Origin of the sequence: Enterococcus sp. HMSC061C05 (assembly GCF_001814765.1) — a bacterium.
Lineage (GTDB): Bacteria > Bacillota > Bacilli > Lactobacillales > Enterococcaceae > Enterococcus_B > Enterococcus_B lactis.
Window position 1 is genome coordinate 39406 of the sequence record NZ_KV817749.1, and the last position, 19942, is coordinate 59347.

Annotated in this window: 19 protein-coding genes; 4 read left to right on the plus strand and 15 right to left on the minus strand. The window is 38.4% G+C overall.

Annotated elements, in window-relative coordinates; genetic code table 11:
* Positions 1-30 precede the first annotated feature (30 nt).
* The 8 genes from HMPREF2988_RS09290 to HMPREF2988_RS13435 all read right to left on the minus strand — a co-directional run bounded on the left by HMPREF2988_RS09290 (position 31) and on the right by HMPREF2988_RS13435 (position 8688).
* Positions 31-801, minus strand: coding sequence for an ABC transporter permease (locus HMPREF2988_RS09290; protein ID WP_070770505.1), 771 nt, complete (start codon positions 799-801; stop codon positions 31-33).
* On the minus strand, positions 794-1729 hold the full coding sequence (locus tag HMPREF2988_RS09295) for an ABC transporter ATP-binding protein (RefSeq protein ID WP_002315841.1): 936 nt from the start codon (positions 1727-1729) through the stop codon (positions 794-796). Before HMPREF2988_RS09295 ends, HMPREF2988_RS09290 begins: the two co-directional genes overlap by 8 nt.
* Positions 1730-2044: 315 nt before the next feature.
* Complete coding sequence (locus HMPREF2988_RS09305) at positions 2045-3694, minus strand: MutS-related protein (RefSeq protein WP_070770507.1); 1650 nt, start codon at positions 3692-3694, stop codon at positions 2045-2047.
* Positions 3695-3890: 196 nt separating this feature from the next.
* Positions 3891-4787, minus strand: coding sequence for a sensor histidine kinase (locus HMPREF2988_RS09310; RefSeq protein WP_070770510.1), 897 nt, complete (start codon positions 4785-4787; stop codon positions 3891-3893).
* Positions 4780-5460, minus strand: coding sequence for a response regulator transcription factor (locus tag HMPREF2988_RS09315; protein WP_070770511.1), 681 nt, complete (start codon positions 5458-5460; stop codon positions 4780-4782). The genes HMPREF2988_RS09310 and HMPREF2988_RS09315 overlap by 8 nt, the downstream gene beginning before the upstream one ends.
* Positions 5461-6243, minus strand: coding sequence for an ABC transporter permease (locus HMPREF2988_RS09320; RefSeq protein ID WP_070770512.1), 783 nt, complete (start codon positions 6241-6243; stop codon positions 5461-5463). It abuts the gene before it with no gap.
* Positions 6236-7153, minus strand: a complete 918-nt coding sequence (locus tag HMPREF2988_RS09325; protein ID WP_002315832.1) for an ATP-binding cassette domain-containing protein — start codon at positions 7151-7153, stop codon at positions 6236-6238. The genes HMPREF2988_RS09320 and HMPREF2988_RS09325 overlap by 8 nt, the downstream gene beginning before the upstream one ends.
* Before the next feature lie 164 nt (positions 7154-7317).
* A complete protein-coding gene (locus tag HMPREF2988_RS13435; RefSeq protein WP_373887766.1) occupies positions 7318-8688 on the minus strand; it encodes an MFS transporter in 1371 nt (456 codons plus the stop codon).
* 65 nt (positions 8689-8753) lie between these two features.
* Here HMPREF2988_RS13435 and HMPREF2988_RS09335 point away from each other — a divergent pair, with 65 nt between their 5' ends.
* Positions 8754-9680 (plus strand): Rgg family transcriptional regulator, encoded by a 927-nt coding sequence (locus HMPREF2988_RS09335; protein WP_257243324.1) that lies wholly within the window; start codon positions 8754-8756, stop codon positions 9678-9680.
* Positions 9681-9919: 239 nt separating this feature from the next.
* Here HMPREF2988_RS09335 and HMPREF2988_RS09340 read toward each other — a convergent pair whose 3' ends face one another.
* A complete protein-coding gene (locus HMPREF2988_RS09340) occupies positions 9920-12049 on the minus strand; it encodes a hypothetical protein (RefSeq protein WP_070770514.1) in 2130 nt (709 codons plus the stop codon).
* Positions 12050-12260: 211 nt separating this feature from the next.
* Here HMPREF2988_RS09340 and HMPREF2988_RS09345 point away from each other — a divergent pair, with 211 nt between their 5' ends.
* Positions 12261-12749 (plus strand): hypothetical protein, encoded by a 489-nt coding sequence (locus tag HMPREF2988_RS09345; RefSeq protein ID WP_070770515.1) that lies wholly within the window; start codon positions 12261-12263, stop codon positions 12747-12749.
* A 39-nt stretch (positions 12750-12788) separates the two neighbouring features.
* Here the strand turns inward: HMPREF2988_RS09345 and HMPREF2988_RS09350 are convergent, their stop codons facing one another.
* From HMPREF2988_RS09350 to HMPREF2988_RS09370, 5 genes are all read right to left on the minus strand, one after another.
* Positions 12789-13538, minus strand: coding sequence for a helix-turn-helix domain-containing protein (locus HMPREF2988_RS09350; RefSeq protein ID WP_257243325.1), 750 nt, complete (start codon positions 13536-13538; stop codon positions 12789-12791).
* Between the two features lie 289 nt (positions 13539-13827).
* A complete protein-coding gene (gene rpsI / locus HMPREF2988_RS09355; protein WP_002287505.1) occupies positions 13828-14220 on the minus strand; it encodes a 30S ribosomal protein S9 in 393 nt (130 codons plus the stop codon).
* Between the two features lie 15 nt (positions 14221-14235).
* Complete coding sequence (gene rplM / locus HMPREF2988_RS09360; protein ID WP_002323724.1) at positions 14236-14664, minus strand: 50S ribosomal protein L13; 429 nt, start codon at positions 14662-14664, stop codon at positions 14236-14238.
* 274 nt (positions 14665-14938) lie between these two features.
* On the minus strand, positions 14939-15406 hold the full coding sequence (locus HMPREF2988_RS09365; RefSeq protein WP_002310545.1) for a Dps family protein: 468 nt from the start codon (positions 15404-15406) through the stop codon (positions 14939-14941).
* Positions 15407-15525: 119 nt separating this feature from the next.
* A complete protein-coding gene (locus HMPREF2988_RS09370; RefSeq protein WP_070770517.1) occupies positions 15526-17064 on the minus strand; it encodes a gluconokinase in 1539 nt (512 codons plus the stop codon).
* 79 nt (positions 17065-17143) lie between these two features.
* Between HMPREF2988_RS09370 and HMPREF2988_RS09375 the strand changes: the two genes are divergently transcribed.
* Positions 17144-17830 (plus strand): prepilin peptidase, encoded by a 687-nt coding sequence (locus tag HMPREF2988_RS09375; RefSeq protein WP_070770518.1) that lies wholly within the window; start codon positions 17144-17146, stop codon positions 17828-17830.
* A gap of 71 nt (positions 17831-17901) precedes the next feature.
* Here the strand turns inward: HMPREF2988_RS09375 and msrA are convergent, their stop codons facing one another.
* Positions 17902-18429, minus strand: coding sequence for a peptide-methionine (S)-S-oxide reductase MsrA (msrA, locus tag HMPREF2988_RS09380; protein WP_002329798.1), 528 nt, complete (start codon positions 18427-18429; stop codon positions 17902-17904).
* A gap of 288 nt (positions 18430-18717) precedes the next feature.
* Here msrA and HMPREF2988_RS09385 point away from each other — a divergent pair, with 288 nt between their 5' ends.
* Positions 18718-19872: a hypothetical protein gene (locus HMPREF2988_RS09385; protein ID WP_070770519.1), complete on the plus strand. Its 1155-nt coding sequence runs from the start codon at positions 18718-18720 to the stop codon at positions 19870-19872.
* The last annotated feature ends 70 nt before the right edge of the window (positions 19873-19942 follow it).

A 19942-nucleotide genomic window follows, 5' to 3' on the forward strand; every position in this document is an offset into this window, starting at 1 on the left:
GGTCAAAACGCTGATTTCACAACCTCTTTTCTAACTTCTCAATCCTCTTCCTTTATTGATCAAATACCAAGTAACGGCGTACAAAACAACGATGAATAACACAAGTACGATCATCGATGTTGCTACTGGCACATCGATCGTTCCAAGGAATCCGTAACGGAAACCGGAGATCATATAAACGATCGGATTGACTTTCGAAACAGCTTGCCAAAAGGGCGGTAACATCGAGATGGTATAGAAAACGCCACCTAGATAAGTTAACGGCTGCAAGACAAATGTAGGCACGATCGATACATCATCATAAGACTGAGCAAAAATCCCGTTGAGCAGTCCTGCTAACGAAAACAAGATCGCCGTCATCAATAATGTAATGATGACCATGAACCATGAATACACATGAAGTGGTACAAAAAACAAGGAAATGATCGTTACGAGAGAGCCGACGAGAATACTACGTCCCACTCCGCCAATCACAAAGCCCCAAATAATCACATGCGTAGGAACAGGTGCTACCAAGATTTCTTCGATGTTTTTCTGGAATTTTTGAGAGAAGAAGGACGAAGAAACGTTGGCATACGAACTAGTGATAGCAGACATCATAATCAAACCAGGCACGATGAATTCCATATATGAAAAACCACCCATGTCACCGATCCGACCACCGATCATTTTTCCGAAAATAACAAAGTACAAGGATGTCGTGATCACTGGCGGAACCAGTGTTTGGACCCAGATACGCAAATAGCGGTTCGTTTCCTTGATAGCTAAACTTTTTAATGCAGTAAAATAAAGATTAAACATTTTTCTCCTCCGTATGATCATTTTCTTCTGTGATTTTCAAGAACAGTTCTTCTAAACGATTCGACTTATTCCTCATAGAAAGAACTTTGATTCCTTGTCTTGTCAGCTGATCGAAGATTCCGTTCACCCCTTGATTTCGTTCAACTTCGACAGCGATTGTCTGTTCATCTTCAAATGTACAAGCGTATCCTTCAATCACAGGTTTGGTCTCATATGGCGCTAAATCAAAGATAAATGTTTCAAATTGCAATTTGGATAGAAGCTCTTTCATACTAGTATTCTCGATCAGTTCACCTGATTGGATGATCCCGATGTTACGACAAAGCATTTCAGCTTCTTCTAAATAATGCGTCGTCAAAATGATTGTTGTACCATGTTCGTTCAATTCTCGGAGAAACTCCCACATCTCGCGTCTCAATTCAATATCGACTCCTGCTGTTGGTTCATCCAAGATCAGCAAACGAGGTTCATGCATCAATGCCCTAGCAATCATCAGTCTTCGCTTCATTCCCCCGGAAAGCATACGTGCACGGACATTTCTCTTTTCCCAAAGATTGGACTGCTTCAAATATTTTTCGCTGCGTTTCATCGCTTCTTTGCGAGAGACACCGTAGTAGCCTGCTTGATTCACGACGATTTGCTGGACCGTTTCAAAGGGATTGAAATTGAACTCTTGCGGGACTAATCCAATCTGTTGCTTTGCTCGGACTAGATCCGTATCCAGATCATAACCGAAGACCTTCACTTTTCCAGATGTTTTATTAACTAAAGAAGTAATGATTCCGATCGTTGTAGACTTTCCAGCTCCATTTGGTCCTAATAGCGCATAGAAATCTCCTTCTTTCACGGAGAGATCGATTCCTCGCAATGCTTCGACCCCACTTCCATAAACCTTTTTCAAATTATTTATTTCAAGCGCATTTGCCATTTATTTCCTATCTCCTTATAGACATGATTCTTTATTGTATCATGGAATACAGCAGATGAAAAAACAACTTGGTTCCAGCGAAAAATCAGGTTGCTGGGCTCAGGAAAATCTCCTAATAAAAGACATCAATCGGACGAAGTCAGACAACCTTTTCAGAAAAAACAAATCGAAGATAAAGGATTACTATTCATATGTGCAACAAAAGGAGCGTGAGACAAAAGTAAAGAACACTTTTGTCTCACGCTCTAAACACGTATAAACGGCGGAAGCAAAAGCCAAGATTTTTGATCCAATAAATACTTTCGATCACTTCGCCTATCCCAATACATGCCACTGCCGCTTTTCATCAAATGACGCAGCTTCCGTTTTTGCGGTTTCTACTAAAGTCTCTGGGTAATCCAAAACTTTCAGCAAGGCAATCGCATTTCGGGTCCTTGAAGGTCCTTCTTTTAATTTGAAATCAAAACTGATTCCTTTTCCTTCTGTTACTTGTTCTTCAAAGTGGACATTCTCACAATAATTCTTTAAAATCTCTGTCAATTCGATATCATGTGTGGCGACAAATGCTAAAGATGGATACTCCGCAAGCCACCGAACGACTGAAGCGGAAGAAGCAATCCGTTCGATCGTATTTGTTCCTTTTAAAATCTCATCTACGAAGCAGTAGCAGCGTTCTTTGGAAGCCACTTGGTCCAACAAACGTTTGATCGATTTGATTTCTGAAACAAAATAACTGTCGCCTTCAAATAAATCATCTTCGATTGCCATGGAAGTCAACACATGTCCAGGTTGCAGGGTAAACTGTTCTGCAATCGCTGTTTGGATCGTCTGTGCTAGAATACAGCTGATAGCTATACTTTTGACATACGTAGATTTTCCTGATGCATTGGAACCCGTGACTAATGTATTCTTCTGCCAGTTGACTGGATTCACTACCGCTTCTTTTAATAATGGATGATAGATATCTTTCGCTGTCACACCGCCCTCAGTAAATTCCGGACGGCAAGTGATGGGCATATAAGTACGGTAATTCAATACTGCGGCGGCTACTTCCAGTTCTCCCAGCAATTCCCACAGCTTGATGGCTTCAGTTGAATGCTTTTCTAATTTAGTGAGAACGAAATGATAGGAGATAAATGGCAGCATGAACATGATGTTGACATATTCAAAAATCAACTCTGCTTCACTCCCGCTCTTCATACGAAATGAAAAACCTAATTTAGGGATGTCTCTTAATGGTTTAGTTTGCTGCTTCAGCTCTTCTTGAAGTGGTGTCGGCAGTTTTGCTAACTGATTGGCGGCTGAAATCGTTGAAACCAAATAACTCATGCTATTCAGCTCTGTTTCTAGTGTTTGTTTCTTCACTAGATAATAGACCGTATTGAATACTAACCCACCGATTGCCAAATAGATTCCTAGTACTTGACCTAAAAGAAGCAAACCTACACCCACCAGCGGAAGCAAGCCAAGAAAAATAAATAAACCTACGCGTCCAATCTTTTTACTTTTTCCATCCGCTAGATATTGTTTTGCAAAATTATGATCTTTTTTTCCTAAACGAGCGAATTGATATTGGATTTTTTCTCTCAGTTGAGGATTTTCCTGATAAAAAGCAATCAGTTTTTCTAACTGCTGATCTTCGCCAAAATCAAAGCTGCGTAAACGTTGATACAACGCTTCTGAACCTACACTAGAATAGGTACTGTTGATTCCTTCGAATACTTCGAACATATCCAGGTCATACCAAGTAAGATCGTCGATTTCGCTATCCCATGAACGGAACTTCTTCTCCGTGAGCCATGCTTCCTTCAAGCTTTCTTCTTTATCAAATCTCGGTTGATAAGGAATTTTTCCCCATTTGCTACGAACTGTTTCCTTTAATTTCAAACGTGAAAAAATGTCTAAAGCAACTAATAAAATAACAGCTGCAATAATAATTGAAATGATAAATTCTCTTTGACCCATATCCCTCTCCGTTCCTTTATTTGTTAGCTTTAGTATAGCACTGTTGCGCTATTTGAAAAGGGGGTACAAAAATAACTGTCTTCGTTACCTAATTCGTATCAATCACACCAAAATAAAAACACCTTCAAAAAAAAGAAGATGTCTTTAAAACGAGATGCAATTTTTTTGACATTCACTTCAGGTAAATTAGAGCCAATTAAACCCTCCGCAACTTGACAGAGATGGAGAAGATGCCCCTGTCTAATTTAGCGGTCATCTCTCCTCCCATTCCTTCCACCAATTTTTTTGACAGGTAAAGCCCGATTCCGCTAGATTCCGTATTTGTGCGGCTGGTATTTTCTGTATAAAAACGCTGGAAGACTTTTTCAACAGAGGTTTGCGCTCCTGCTTTGATAGGATTGGCCACTGTTAATCGAATGAATGGATCCTCTTTTGAAAATGTCACCTTTGCTTGTCCATCTGCATAGCGCAATAAATTCTGTATGATATTTTGCAGCACTCGCAACAACATGAGCGGATCTGCTAATACAGTTGTATTTATCGAGTGTTCAGCGAACGCTACCTCGATATTTTTTACAGAAAATTGTTCATAAAAAGAGAAAAATACTTCTTCCACCTCTTTAGAAAAAGAAAGCGTATGGAGATCCATTTCTTTTTGCTTCGTCTCTATTCGAGCAAGATCATAAAACTGATCCGTCATACTGAGTAATCTTGCAACAGATTGTTTGATGATCGTTAAATACTTCTCCCGTTTCTCCGTATTCTCTACCTGTTCCAGTAATTGTACATAACCGTTAATAGCAGTCAAAGGAGTTCTGAGATCATGAGAAAGGCCGACGATCGATAGTCTGATGTTTTCTTCCATTTCTTGAAATACTTGTCCTTTTTGTTCATTTTCATCCACCCATGTATTCAGTGCATCTACTAGGTCCATTAGATTCTTTTCTCGAAATTCGACTGAAAGACGACCACCATATTCTTGTCGTTCAGAAAAAGTGGCGATTTTCTTAGTCAATCGCTTGATTTCCCTTTGCAGGAAGAAAATAAAACTTCCCATAAAGATAACAACGAGAAGCAATAGCCATTTAATCAAATCTAAACCCCACTCCCCACACCGTATGAATATACACAGCATATGCCTTTGCTAGTTTCCCTCGAAGATTGGAAATATGCATATTCACTGTTTTCTCACTATCAAAATATGGTTCTTGCCAAACTGTTTCATAAAGATTTGCTCGCGAAAATACTTTTTTCGGATGTTCTAAAAAAAGCTTCAGCAGATCGAATTCTCTTCCTGTCAAATGGACAGCCACACCATTCACATTTACCTCCCTTGACTCTTTGTCCAGTAAGATTTCCTTGTAATAAATGCGTTGCGACAGATCTTTTACTTGGACAGAAGTCTGATGACGAAGTTGGATGCCGATTCGTAGCAACAGTTCTTCGATATCAAATGGTTTCGTCACGTAGTCATCCGCTCCTGCTGCCAACAAGGAAACTTTATCTCTTTGATCGCTTTTTGCTGAAAGAACGATGATCGGAACATTCGATGTCTGTCGGATTTCTGCTAACAATGCTTCTCCTGAAAGCCCTGGAAGCATGAGATCTAGAAGGATCAAATCGACAGGATATGCGCTTAACAATAATTTTCCTTCCGTACCTGAATAAGCATCGAGAAGTTTGTATCTCTGTTCAAGAACCTCCTCCAGTAAGGAATGAACAGCTTCATCGTCTTCGATAATCAAAATAGTTTCCAGCAGGACCACCTACTTAATGTCAGATTTTTGGAAAATAAACATTCCTAGAGCTGTTGATACCACGATTGTTACTAGACTGACCAGAATCATTTTCGGTGCTTGCGAATAAGTTGCTTGTTGCGCAAAGTCCGTATACATGAGCCACGTTTCCGTAAACCACTCCGTTAGAAATTCCAAGCCTTTGATTTTTGCGAAAACACCGGGAACGAAGGCCGTTCCCATGATATAAAGAAAAGAAAGAAGCAAACTGACACTGGTACTTCTAGTGATGAATGTCAAAGCCACTGGAACAGATAATGTCCCTAATGTCAGCAGAAGCAAGACAGGAAATACTTGCAGAACATAATTTCCATAGTTTTTGATTCCCTCGATTTCACCAAATCCGAAAGCAAGTGTGTAAGCAAGCATGGCTAGACCCGTGATCAAAACCACGCCAAGTGTTGTGATCAAAAGCGTAACGAGAAGTTTCGACACATAATAAGTCATTCGATTCCGTCCTAAAGATAACGTATTGCGAATCGTACCGTTTTGAAATTCTTCCCCAATATAAAAGCACGCAAATGCTGCAAAAGCCAGAAGAATCCATGCAGCCATTTTTTCCACCATTAAAATCCCTGTTGCACCGTTGATGACTGTATCCGTTGCTTGATTTAATTCATTGCCGTATTTTGTATGCATATACCATTCGTTCCAAGAATAAAAAAGCGGAAGTACGACCATCAGTCCTAGTGAAACCCACATTTTACGGCTCTTCCATACTTTTATTTTTTCAGCAGTTAATAGATTAAACATGTGTCTTGCCTCCAGTTAATTGTAGGAAATAATCTTCCAGTTTTTGCCCAACTAGGTGGATGCCGTCCACAGGAACTTTTGCCTCTACCAATGCTTGATTGATGGCTGCTACTTGGTCAATTCCTTCAAAAAGCTGGATAACACGGCTAGATTGGACAAAATAATCCCTATAACCAAGAGAGTCGAGAACCGTTACTGCTTGTTCCGTCGCCGAAGTGTCAATTTTTATAAATTGACGAGATTCTTGTGCCAATTCTTCTTTCGATAATTCTTTGATCAAGTGTCCTTCATGCAAAATACCATAGTGGGTGGCGATCTGTGACAATTCATCTAGCAAGTGGCTAGAAAGCAAGACGGTGATTCCCCGTTCTTTTACCAAACGTTGGATGATTTCTCGCATTTCTGCCATCCCCGCTGGATCCATCCCATTCGTCGGTTCATCCAAAATCAAAAATTCCGGATTCGTGATCAGTGCATTTGCAATAGCTAAACGCTGGCGCATACCTAAAGAGAAATTCTTTGCTTTCTTTTTCCCTGTATTTTCCAACCGCATCATTTTCAGCAGGTCTTCGATTTCTCTATCCGACACACCGCCGTTCGCTGCTTGGATACGTAGGTTATCTCTTGCAGTTAATTCTGGATAAAGAGCAGGGGTTTCAATCGATTGACCCATACGTCGTCTTGCTGCCTGCAAATCCGTCGTTCCAAATAATTCGATCGAACCTTCGTCAATCGAGATCAAACCCATAATAGTTCTCATAAAGGTAGACTTCCCCGCTCCATTCTCCCCAATCAAACCATAGATCATCCCACGTTTGATTTCGATCGATACTTTATCTAATGCTTTGGCAGCACCGTATTTTTTGGTTATACCAGTTGCTTTCAAGACCGTTTCATTTCCAAAATCCATACTTATCCTTCTTTCTTATTGATAAGTGAAGTATAGTTGACGGGTATAAAGAAAGCAGCCAGAAATGTATAAAGAAAGTGTAAATTTTCCAATTGAATTTCAAAAAAAAACAATCTGACAATACGTGTCTTTCCTATTATCAGGCAGTTTGTTATACGCTTGTATCAGTTTCCTGATTCTTTCTTTTCGACCAAAGTCGTTTCTCTGTATTCCTCTTCACTGAAAATTTTTGCTTCTTTCAGATCAAGCTTGAGTAATTTTACCAGACCAGTTATAAGGATAACTATAGCAAGACTCCCTCCCAGAAAAATCAGACTGTCTCGCAGACGTGGTTGCGTTGTCTGCCAATCAAAGAGCGCACCAAACAGTGCTAATCCAAGTGGACTGGCCACCATGGTAATCGTTGTTATCGTTGACATCAGACGTCCTTGTATATGCGTTGGAACTTCTCGCTGAAGCCAGACCATAGTTGGGATATTCATCAGATTGTTCACGATAGCAATCGCAAAAAGAAGCAAGCCATCAATGATAACTGCAAGAATCTCTCCGTGGACCAAAAGAACCATTAAACTAATGCCTACATAACCAACTGCATAGCCATAAGAAAGCTTACGAGATCGTTCAAGAGGAGCCGATGGATCTTTTATTTTTCCTGCTAACCAGGCACTTACTAACATCCCGACAAAAAAGAATGTTTCAGTCAACCCATAAAGAACATTAGATACCTTCAAAGTACGAAGCATGATGATGGGCAGCCCTACATTGATGATGGTACTGAAAAAATTCATCAGTAAAGCAAAAACCAACGAATAGATAAGATATTTTTGATGTTTGATGTAACGCAACCCTTCAAGAAAAGAACCTTTATCTGATTCGGTAGCTCTCTTCAGTTGGTCTTCTTGTGAATGAACAAGGCAAAAATCCATTGTCAATGTAATGAATAACGTCATGATCTCAGTCAGTATCTCGATAAAAACAAAAAGCCAGAATGGAAGAAGTGTATAAAGTACCGCACCTAAAACTCCTGTTAGTAGACTCGAGATACTCGTAGCCATGCTCAAGTAACTGGCAAGTTTCATCAAATCATCCGACAATACTAGATCAGGTTTTGCCGCCTGTTGTGCAGTATAAGTAAATTGGTCGGTGGCTTTCAATACAATAATCAGCAAGATTGATTGCAAAAGGATCCCCTTTTGCGGATGAGCAGACAGCCCCCAATATAAACCGTATATGGCTAAAATAACTAACGTTACAAGCTGGCTGATGATGATCACTTTTTTACGATCGTATCGATCCACGATGGGTCCAACGATGGGTGTTAGAAAAATGGCAAGTATTGGCTGAATGACAGATGCTAAAACAAATGAAATAGCTAACCCGGTTTTTTCAAGTAGCATCAGACTAAGTCCAAATGTAAAGATAGAAGAACCAAATGTCCCGATAAGAGAAGAAATTGCTGCTTTCATAACTTGTTTCTTTGATTGCTGTTCAAGAGTGAGTGTATTCATGCTCCATGCTCCCTTCGTTTTTTTCATCCTATCAGCAGATCAATTTTTTATGTTATTATGTTCACTATAATGAACACAAAAGAGGGAAGTATATGGAGAAATATGGATTGACAGCGCGTCGCATCAGGATAGACAAAGGGTTGCTGATGAAGGAAGTGTATGGAGGAATCGTTGGACGGACCTTTGCTTATCGTTTTGAACGGGGGGAAGTAAATCTAGCTTTAGAGGATTTTTTATCCGTTCTCGATAATTTAGAATTAGAAAACCCCGACGAATTTTTCTTTTTACATTATGGAGAAAAATATCGCGGACAGAAAAGTTTCTTAAAAGAAATAGCAGAAGAAACCCAACGATTCCAACATGTGGAAAAAGAACCTAAGTTTTATTTGAAGTACAAAGATAGTAAGAAAAAAGAAGAACGTTTTTATGCGTACCTCATCCACTTACTCGCTACTATTGATCGAATCGATGCACAGACAAGCGAAGTCAATACCGAAGAAATGAAGTTCATGGAAGATTATTTGATGCAGATGGAGACGTGGACGCTAAAGGAAATGAATAACGCAAGCATCATTTTGCCAATGTTGGCAGATGATATCCGCCCTTTATTCCTCTCACGCTTTAAAAAGAATTATCAGAACTACCGTGACTTTGAAGAAGACTGGTCTTTTAAATATGCCAATCATCTACTTAACTATGCCTTGATCCAGCTACTCTTTGATAGATATGAAGAAGCATTGTCTTTAGTTCCCGACCTCCAAACTTTAGTGAAAGAACATCCGAGTTTACAAGGACGCTTAGTCATCACATTGCGTCTTTCTCAACTTGAATTGATTGCTGCTGTTTTTCGAGAAGACGATGATTTCATTCGTTCAGAGACCCAACGAATCCAGACAATCTGTGATCTTTGCTTCCTAGATGAAGAAGTACGTATGGCCTACCCTCGAATCACCGCAGAACACGTCAAAAGAGCCAGAGTATATAAAACGCAAAAGGAAAAGAAAAGCACTCATCCTTAAAAACGGACCTATGAAAAATAAGAGGGGTTGTGACAAGACTTTTGTCACAACCCCTTCTTCCGAATAAACGGTGTTCTTCTGCCAACTCCTCGGTCACAAGTCACAATATTTATCAAACATGAGAAGCAATTTTCGTAAATTCCTTCTTATTTCTTGAAGCTGACCACTTCTGTCACAACCCCATGTTTGACTTTTCCAAAGACAGTGAAAAGGGTATTTTTACTTGTGAAACTAAAAAATCATTTACTTTCACATAATCTGCTCTGTTTTTTCTCGATTAAAAAAAATGTAGACAACAGCACAATACATTCGATTAGTATGTATAAAGAAAAAATAAAGACATCCGTTATTCTAAATGAATGGACAGCTACATAGATAAAAAACAAAAGATATTGTAAGCCAAACAGCAGAAAAATTCTTCTATAAGTTTTGAAAAAAGAAACACCATTTAACCGCCAAACAACAAATTTTTGCTGATAAAGGCGGAAATAGCTCAGTGTAGAATAGGTAATCAAAACAATAACCAATAAAATAGTAATCGATAAATCAGTTATCCTTTGTCTTATGTCCCACAAATAAATCAACTGCAATTCTGTTTTCCTTAACTGTTCCATTGGGATCAAAAAAGGAAAGTTGTCTTCCAATCCTGCTTCCTTCAATAACGGAAGATATCTATCATAGGTTTCTTGTGCAGTCCCAATCAATGGAATTTTTAATGGTTCAGCAAAACTATTTCCTGTCAGAATATTTCTATGAGAAATGGGTAGATTGTTCAAAGTGAATACATGGATGATATTCGGCTGATTGATGATAATTGGCTGTTCTTGGTCAAAGGCAAAGATTTCTTGTTCATCTTGGATGGTATAAAACAAAACATCCTCTTCTTTTTTTGTTCGTCTATCAGGATTCGTTTCATTCAAAAACCAAGAACGAAGTTGAACAAAATCGGGCATCATTCGTTCTGGGATTAATATGATTTCTCGATCCTCATTTTTATCAATTTGGATAGGCTGATTCGTTATGCTGATGAGCGGATACTTGTCTAAATAGTTTGTATTTACATAAATAGATTGATGGATCAAAGGATTCTCTTCTTCAAAATAAGCACTTGTATCAACCTCGATTGCTCCATCATCCAACAGTTGCGAAAGCAACTTTGTTTTATCTAATCCTCTCATATCTTGAGAAAGATCTGTCAAAGTCGCTTCATTGCCACCAAGTCTTGGATAGAAAACGGCATGATTTTTTATTTCTTCAGGTACTGCTTCTGGTGTAACGAATGTGCGAGCATATTCAGCTAACGGAACAAGTTGTACCACACTAAAAAATAAAATCAACATTTTGACAGAATAGATAGTATAAAAGAATCCTTTACCAAAAGTTTGGCGATTTAGTTGCTTATTCAATGAAAGATTGCCTAGTAAATCAATCACAAAAAAAGAAATGATTAGACTAAAAATAAGCAAGAACAGTTGCACTAGCACAAACAAATGATTCACTGAACGTAGGACAAAGAAGGAAGCTATCAATAGATTCAAGAGAAAAAGGATGACTAATTCTTTTAATAATAATCTTTTTAAAATTTTTCTACTAGTTAAACCATTTAAACGATAGATCGCAATGTGTCTATTGTTCTCTAGTATCCATAAAATCAAGGAAAGGCTATAGAAAAGAGTAAATATCACAAAAGTAGATGCTTCTAATGTTCGAGATGGCGCAAATGTTTCTATGTCATTCTCATATTGAAAAGATGTGGGTTCGTACGCTGTCTCAAAGGAGAGATTGTATTCATCAGATAATTCTGATAGGAACCTATCTAGAGTTTTTTGATCTTTCGTTTCCACAAAAAAATCAGCTGGATTTAGCGCCTCAGCCATTTGTATCGGTAGTATAAAAAAATCTTCGTTTTTCAGTTGTCTATTTTCTAAATATTCCGCATCTGGATATTTTTCTAAGTCAGATGCAAAATAATTTTTTTCACTGATTATTTGAGGCTCTATGTAAAAATTATTCAAAAGATGTGTTTCTGTTTGCTTGGAAAGAAAAAATGTATGTGTTTCACCTAAACGATCAAAAGAGATTTCTCCTGTTTCAGAAAAGGTATGGTCTCTCACACCATAGAATGAAACTTTTGCCATATAGTTTACATTCAATTTTTCTGAGACTGATTCAAGTATTTCTAGAACCCTAGTTTCTTGCTGAGGATCTACGATAAATTCTGGAAATCTGAACGGTGTAAAATACTCGACCATGTTTACCTTTTTCTGGAAATCTTCTTCCCTATTCACATTCCTAATGGCAACAGCTAATGCAAGACTTGAGAGTATAGACAACAGCAAAACGATTTTTTTCAATACTATATTAGTCATCGGCAAAACTCCTTGTTTTTAACGTAGTTAGTCAATTAAAAGTATAGATGGACACTAAACATTCAACAATCTATGTTTGTTAAGAAGTCATATTATTACAAATAGATATAGGTATATAGTCATGATATTACATAGAAAATATGGCTAACCTCATAGTATTTTAAATGTGGGAATAATCTATTTCCACAAAAAGAAAGAGGTGCTCTGCATTATGAGAAAAATTTTTTCTGTATCATTTGTTGCAATTACTCTCTTGCCCCTTGCTATGCCTGTATCAGTAAATGCTGATGAAGTTGGATTTCAAAATGATGCACTAACAATGCCAATAACAGAGTCATTTCCAAATAGCGGAAGCATTGTTTTTGATGAAAACGGAAGAGTTCTTGATGTTTCAAATGAAATTTTGTTAGAAAAAAGCAATAGCACAGATGATCCTTTATCTAGACGACAAACTCATTTCCCTTGGGGCTTTTGGACAATTTCAACAGATGGTTTTCCTTTTGTTGCTTGGGGAAACGTAAGACTAAACTCAACTATTCATCATCGTACACGTCGTTATCGAGTTTCAGCCGTGCTACTAAACTCAAATGGAACAGTGATTAAAGCTAATCATGTCACTGGTAATGCCGGACAAACTCGTACTGCACGCGTTACAGGTTCAAATAATTTAAGACATGCTCCTTCTTACTATATTTTTTAATCAACACAATAAATAAAGGCTGGATTAATATTCCAGCCTTTATTTATTTAATTTTTTATATCGATTTCTAAAAAAAGTTGGTGAAGTTCTTTCTTCTTTAAAAAAACTATTATAAAAATGACTTGAACCATAAAAACCTAAAAAGTTAGAAATTTCTTCGATAGATAACTGAGTCATAAGTAAGTCATTCTTTGCATGTTCAATTCTATACTTTTCTCGATAATAACTATATGAGCAGCCAACATATTTCTTGAATTCTCTACTTAAATACGAATAATCATACCCAATTTTCTTCGCCCAAAATCCTAAAGAATGTCTATAGAAATTCTCAGTAGCCAATATTTCATCTATCACTAAGTACAGATATTTATTGACCTTTTTGGAATAGAATTTTCTTAGTTTACGAATACATTTACGTAGAACTATATGGGACTGAATAGTTTCACTCGTACAGAAAGGACCTAAAATAATCAAATGTTCTTTATCCTCTATTTTTTCTACCCGTATTAAAAAATGTTGATTGGATAGTGAGAACTGAAAATGTTGCTTCTCTCTTCTTAAAATCACCTTATCAATTATTTCATTGAATGCAACAATCAATTGCCTTTGTTTCACTTTAGATTTTATCTGCTTTTCAAAGTACTTCTTTTTTAATTCCCATGCTCTGTTTCTCTGGTCTATAAATAAAACATCAACAGGAATAAAATAAGTTCTAGACAACTTTAACACATAGACATTCACACACGCTTGGCAAGAAAAAACAGCATCATTTACACTATTGATAAACATTTGTACTCCTTTCTTGTCCACTTCAATCATATACCAATCAAATCATATCATAGTAAAGAGGAAAAATTGACTTTGGCAAAAAATACATACATTTTTTATTTCTATTAGTTGACACTCTCCAAATTTTGAAAGTGCCTTGTAGTGATAGAATTGAACTAGTACTCATAAGCAAATGAAGTCGCATCCATTAAATAAAACTACTTTACTCTGCTTACGCCTCGCTCTGTATTTTTTCATAATCAAAAAAAACACACCTTCCAAATAGAAGGTGTGTTTTGCTCGAACGATATTAACGTTTTGAGAACTGAGAAGCTTTACGAGCTTTTTTAAGACCTGGTTTTTTACGTTCGACCATACGTGCGTCACGTGTAAGCAAGCCAGCACGTTTAAGCGCTAAACGGAAGTCAGGATCAACTTCTAGCAATGCACGAGCGATACCATGACGGATAGCTCCTGATTGTCCAGCGTATCCTCCGCCGTTTACGTTAACAAATACGTCATATGCGCCTTTTGTTTCAGTAACAGCGAAAGGTTGATTGATTACTTCACGCAAGTCAGCATGTGGAATGTATTCTTCAACATCTTTTTTATTTACAGTAATTTTACCAGTTCCTGGTACTAGACGTACGCGAGCAACTGCGTTTTTACGACGGCCTGTGCCGATATATTGAACTTGTGCCAATGAAATTCCCTCCTATTAGATTAAGTTTGTGATGTCTAAAACTTCTGGTTGTTGTGCTGCATGTGGATGTTCTGCTCCACCGTATACGTTCAATTTTGTAAATTGTTTGCGGCCTAAAGTGTTTTTAGGAAGCATACCTTTTACAGAAGTTTCGATCAAACGACGAGAATTTTTAGCACGCAATTCGCCAGCAGTGATTGATTTCAATCCTCCTGGGTAGTTGCTGTGACGGTAATAAATTTTGTCAGTCGCTTTTTTACCTGTTAATTTCACTTTGTCTGCATTGATGACGATGACGAAATCGCCAGTATCCAAATGAGGTGTGAAAGTTGGTTTATTTTTACCACGTAGTACAGATGCAACAACTGTTGAAAGACGTCCCAATGGAACATCAGTTGCGTCTACTACATACCATTTACGTTCTACTTCGCCTGGTTTGGCCATATATGTTGTACGCACGTTATTTTCCTCCAATTTAAGTTCTGATGTTTGACATACACTTCGAGTTTCCGGGGCTCTTTGTGGGGCAAACAATACCATTTAACATATTACCCGCTAATCTAGTCAATGTCAACGTTTTTCTGCTTGATTGAAAAATTTATATGAAACTTTACTTCTTTTTCTTTCTTTTATATAAAAGGGTCGTTTTCTAATATAAAAAAACCGCGAAACGATGCTGTTCCGCGGTTTCTTCTATATAAAAGGATAAGTTTCGCGCTTACGCGTCGATCTCTGGCGCCTTGCCTAGATGAGCTTGGATCATCCAGATACGTTTTTCTGTGGCTGTTTTGAATTCGATAAAGATATCTTGTGTTGGATCGTCGCCTTCTTCTCCAGAAACTTCGATTCCTTTTTGGTAAAGATCTGCTAGATAACGGTAGCCTGCAACAAGTGTTTCCAAACGTTCAGGAATCGTGCGGTCCCAACGTCCTACTTCATCAGGGATTTTCGTGTTATCTGCAAATTCACGTAATGTAGAATAAGGTGAACCGTCTAATGTGATCAAGCGTTCGGATACTTCATCTAACTGAGCGTTCAAATCGTCCATGAACTCATCCATCATTGGGTGCAATGTAAGGAAACCTGGTCCTCTCATGTACCAATGTGTTTGGTGAACAACAACAGACATTTGGCTTAGATCTGCAACTAATTGATTTAATACTTCTTTGGTTTGTTGGAATTTCATCTTTCTTGCCTCCTAACATTTTCTTACACTTAAAATAATAGTAGACTTTCAATGAAAAGTACAACAAAATCATTTACCTGAGAACGATTTTCATTTCGCTTTTTTATCCGTAAAGCCAATCATTTTTCAGAATCAGCTAATTCTTCTCGCAGTTGAGCAAATTGCTGATAAGTCTGTGCTAAATGCTTTTGTGTCGAAACAAATAATGGATAGATTTTCTGATATTTTTTATGATCGTTTTCTTGTACTCCGACTTGCTCTTTCAATTCTATCAATTCCTGTGCTTCACTGATACTTTGAATCTTTCCGATGCTTCGCCAGCCTAAAATCACAGCTCCTAATGCGGATGCTTCTGTGACAGTAGGGAAAACAAGCGGGTAACCCAGTACATCAGCCATCATCTGACGAAAAATCGGAGATTGAGCAAAACCGCCTGTAGCACGGATCTCTGTGAGCTGATTTTCTTGGCAAACTCCTTTTAAAATTCGATAAAGGTTGAGACAGATCCCTTCTAGAATCGCCTTCATCATTTCTTTTTCTGTATGTTGCCGCTGCAAGCCGATAAAACTGCCAAACGCATCTGCGTCCCAAAGCGGTGCTCGCTCGCCAAGCAAATAGGGATGAAAAATCAGACCATTGGCACCTGCTGGCACAAAAGCAATAGCCGAAAGCAGTGCATCATATGGATTTTCGCCTTTTTCTTTAGCAGATTGAACGACTTCCTGTAAAAATGTATGCCCTGCCCAATCAAAGATGCCAGCACCATTGCTAGTCGCTCCTCCTACTACCCAATGTTTCTGATCCAGAACATAACAAAACGTCTCCATTTCTGGATGGAACTGAGGCTGAGTAGTAATAAAACGAAGTGCTCCGCTCGTACCTACGGTCAAAGCGGCGATCGTATCACCAAAAGCGCCTAACCCTAGATTAGAAAGTGGCCCGTCTGCCCCTCCCAAAACAAATGATATATCATTTGGCAAACCTAGTTCTGCTGCTGTTTCTGACGGTAGACCTGTTACTTGATAGGTGGAAGGAAATACTTGCGGCAATTGTTCTGTCCGAATGTCCAAGTAGTCAAGCACTTCTTCTGCCCATTGGAATTCATGGATATCAAAGTATCCAGTTCCTGAAGCCGTTCCATAGTCGCTGATCAGTTCGCCAAACAATCTATAAAAGATATAGTCTTTGATACCGACAAAATAAGCAGTTTTTTTGAATAATTCAGGTTGGCTGTTTTGCAGCCACTTGATTTTGTTCAATGGTGTCATTGGATGAATCGGTGTCCCAGTCTGCCGATAAAATTCTTTGCCAAGCACGGTATATTTCAGTTTTTCTGCTTCGTCCGCTGCTCGGTTATCTGCCCAAGTGATCATTCGAGATAACGGTTTTTTCTCTTCATCCAACAATATCAGGCTATGCATCGCAGAGGAGAAGGAGACAAATTGAATGGTCGTGTCTGAAGGCAACTGTTTAATTACTTCTTTTATAACGGTGCAGACGCCTTGAAAGATCAATTCCTGATCTTGTTCTGCCATCCCTTGTGTTTCTTGGATCAAAGGGTAGCGAAAATAAGCGGATGCTGCTTCTTGGGCTTCATCTGTGAAAGCAACTGCTTTGGTTTGTGTGGTTCCGATATCTAATCCGATTGAAACGTTCATTTTTTCACCTCAAATTTTATGTATGTACAAAAATTTAGTTTAAGCTTGCGTATCTTGGTTTTGAAAAGGGGGAGATGGCGTGTTACTTTATTTTATCATTGGTTGCTGTATCGGGTCATTTTTATGTTTAACCGCCCAGCGGATTCCGTTAGGTCACTCTATTATTTATCCTAGATCTCATTGTGTCAAATGCTGTCGTTCGCTTTCTTGGTATGAATTGATTCCGATTCTCTCGATCATCGTCCAACGATTTCGCTGCCGCTATTGCCGGTGTCGGTTGCCCTTCTACTATTTGTTGGCAGAAGTCTTATGTGGTGGTCTTTTTGTCTGGTTCTTTACTTTTTCTTCCGCAAGAAATTTTTCGACGTTCATTTGGGTGCTTTCGGCTTTGCTATTTTCGTTGATGGACTTGTTTTTCTTCATGGTCCATTCTCACACGCTATTCTGCTCCTGGGCAGTCTTATGGATTTTTTGGTTGCAGGCCGGCGTTTTCCAATGGCAAAGTGTGCTGTTAACGTTTATCGTAGGCGGTGTGTGCCTTCGCTATGGTCAATCCTATCTCGGAGCTGGCGATACTCTGTTGGTGCTTTCTTGGAGTGGGGGATTGCCTCTGGAAGAGTTGCTTCGGGTCTTGTTTCTGGCTAGCCTGTTTGGAATAACCGTTTTTTCTGTTTACTTTATCTGTCATAAAAAAAAGTTGGAAAAGCTGCCTTTCATTCCTTTTTTGAGTAGTGCATTGCTGATCGTCCTTCATTTTAGGTATTGAAAAAAGGTTGTGACAAACGACTTGTCACAACCTCTGATATACGGTGTTCCAAAAGTAGCTTTTTCAGCTTCTTATTTCTTGCCTCCCCAATGTCGACGAATGAAACCGGCACGTCCAGAACCTTCTCGATAAAGATTGTAATGGAGCTTGTTTTTCTTGTAATAATCCTGATGGTAATCTTCTGCAGGATAAAATTCGCTTCTTGGTTCGATTTTTGTCACGATCGGCTTATCGAATCGCCCGCTGTCTTGCAATGCTTGTTTTGAACGCTCTGCAATGTTTCGTTCTTCTTCATCACTATAGTAGATCACTGGTCGATAAGAATCACCACGATCAGCGAACTGTCCTAACGCGTCAGTCGGATCGGTTTGCTGCCAATAGATTTCCACCAACTGATCATAAGAAATAACTTCTGGGTCATATTCGATCTCTACGGCTTCTGTATGCCCTGTTGTGCCTGTTGTTACTTGTTCGTAAGTTGGATTTGGTACATGCCCGCCTGTATAACCGGATGTCACAGAAATGATCCCTGGCTGCTCTTCAAATGGTTTGACCATACACCAAAAGCATCCGCCTGCGAAAACTGCTTTTTTTGTCATATAAAATCCCCCTTTTTTCTCATCATACCTGTTTTATAGATAATTAAAATTATTTTGCTTGTTTTTACCCCCTCCCGGTATTTTAGAGGATTTTTCTTCATTTCCCTTCTTTTTCAATTGGTTGTGGATAACTATAAGGTTTGTGTTAAACTATTTTTTCCACAGGCAAGAAAAAGTTGTCTTTTCAGTCATGTTGTGTATAAGTTTTATATGGTATGCTTATCCCAAAATTATGTACCTTTATTTTTTCATGCGAATAAACAAATCCATGTTATCGGAGGGATAATTATGCCTAAAGCAAAAAGAAAACATTCAGATACATCCACTGACTTTATTGCATTTGATGAACTATTAACTAAAGCGAACAAAAAAATAAAAACGCCCCCTGTAACTTCTCATGAATTTGATGCTCATTCAAAGGATGATGCTCTAACTCTCCCGGAAGAGGAGAAGCAACTCGTCAATGAACTAGCTTCAGTCATTCCAAATCCACCTGAACATTCGCCATTTGAGGAGTCATTTTCATCTCCACCTATTGACATCTTTGGGGAAGATTATCGTTTCCATAACTTAATGGAGCACGAGTCTCTCACAAGAGAGGAGCGACAATTTATTGATGAACCATTGCCCGATCCAATCTTCCATCAACAAACGAACGAAGAACCCATCTCGCCTACTGAGCCAGGGCCTTCCTTTGTTGTGGATAGACAAAAAACGAGCAATCTAGTAGAAGGAAATGTTGGAAATAACGCTTATCAGCTTTTGTATGAGACATTTGGTCCTATTCCTTCTAGAGAAGGAAAGAATAAGAGACTATCACAAGAATTGCGTAATCAAATCGAACACGCATTAACATTGCCTGATATTAAACAAAGTCAAATTGCCACATTTTTTGGCGTATCCTCATGTTTAGTAAGCAATATATACCTCAAACAACTTGCAGAAGGTGATGCTCAAAATCACACATATCAAGTCTTATACAAGGAATTCGGCGAAGTTTCCAGAAAAAGAGAAAAAAGGGGTTTATCCCAGAAATTACGCGAACAGATCACACATGCATTAACATTGCCTAATCCTAGTCAAAGACAGATTGCCGCATTTTTTGGCGTGTCCAACTCTACAGTAAATAATATATACCAAAAACATTTTGAAGAAGACTATGATGAAAAAATGACCCATCAGCTTTTTCATGGGAAATTCGGAAAAATTTCCAGAGAAAAAAATCAAAGGATACCACAAAAATTACGTAATCAAATCGAAGAAGCATTAACAATACCCTATACTAAACAAAAACATGTGGCAACGTTTTTTGGCGTATCCCTAACTACAGTAAAAGAAATAGAACAAAAACTGAAACGCAGTAAACAGCTAGCAGATATAGCAAAACCTGTAGCTTCAAGATCATCTCCTACTCTTTCTTCTAACCAAACAAATGAGAGGTAAGCTACTTCGTATAAGCAAAAAAAAGGCTTGTGACAAGATTTTGTCACAAGCCCTTTTTCCGAATAAACGG

Excerpts from the sequence above, each read along its gene's own strand:
- msrA (WP_002329798.1), bottom strand. The coding sequence starts at position 18,429 with ATGACAAAAAAAGCAGTTTTCGCAGGCGGATGCTTTTGGTGTATGGTC.
- HMPREF2988_RS09350 (WP_257243325.1), bottom strand. The coding sequence starts at position 13,538 with ATGTTTATCAATAGTGTAAATGATGCTGTTTTTTCTTGCCAAGCGTGT.
- HMPREF2988_RS09335 (WP_257243324.1), top strand. The coding sequence starts at position 8,754 with ATGGAGAAATATGGATTGACAGCGCGTCGCATCAGGATAGACAAAGGG.
- HMPREF2988_RS09295 (WP_002315841.1), bottom strand. The coding sequence starts at position 1,729 with ATGGCAAATGCGCTTGAAATAAATAATTTGAAAAAGGTTTATGGAAGT.
- HMPREF2988_RS13435 (WP_373887766.1), bottom strand. The coding sequence starts at position 8,688 with ATGAAAAAAACGAAGGGAGCATGGAGCATGAATACACTCACTCTTGAA.
- HMPREF2988_RS09345 (WP_070770515.1), top strand. The coding sequence starts at position 12,261 with ATGAGAAAAATTTTTTCTGTATCATTTGTTGCAATTACTCTCTTGCCC.
- HMPREF2988_RS09290 (WP_070770505.1), bottom strand. The coding sequence starts at position 801 with ATGTTTAATCTTTATTTTACTGCATTAAAAAGTTTAGCTATCAAGGAA.
- HMPREF2988_RS09385 (WP_070770519.1), top strand. The coding sequence starts at position 18,718 with ATGCCTAAAGCAAAAAGAAAACATTCAGATACATCCACTGACTTTATT.
- HMPREF2988_RS09305 (WP_070770507.1), bottom strand. The coding sequence starts at position 3,694 with ATGGGTCAAAGAGAATTTATCATTTCAATTATTATTGCAGCTGTTATT.
- HMPREF2988_RS09340 (WP_070770514.1), bottom strand. The coding sequence starts at position 12,049 with ATGACTAATATAGTATTGAAAAAAATCGTTTTGCTGTTGTCTATACTC.
- HMPREF2988_RS09320 (WP_070770512.1), bottom strand. The coding sequence starts at position 6,243 with ATGTTTAATCTATTAACTGCTGAAAAAATAAAAGTATGGAAGAGCCGT.
- HMPREF2988_RS09365 (WP_002310545.1), bottom strand. The coding sequence starts at position 15,406 with ATGAAATTCCAACAAACCAAAGAAGTATTAAATCAATTAGTTGCAGAT.
- HMPREF2988_RS09370 (WP_070770517.1), bottom strand. The coding sequence starts at position 17,064 with ATGAACGTTTCAATCGGATTAGATATCGGAACCACACAAACCAAAGCA.
- rplM (WP_002323724.1), bottom strand. The coding sequence starts at position 14,664 with ATGGCCAAACCAGGCGAAGTAGAACGTAAATGGTATGTAGTAGACGCA.
- HMPREF2988_RS09325 (WP_002315832.1), bottom strand. The coding sequence starts at position 7,153 with ATGGATTTTGGAAATGAAACGGTCTTGAAAGCAACTGGTATAACCAAA.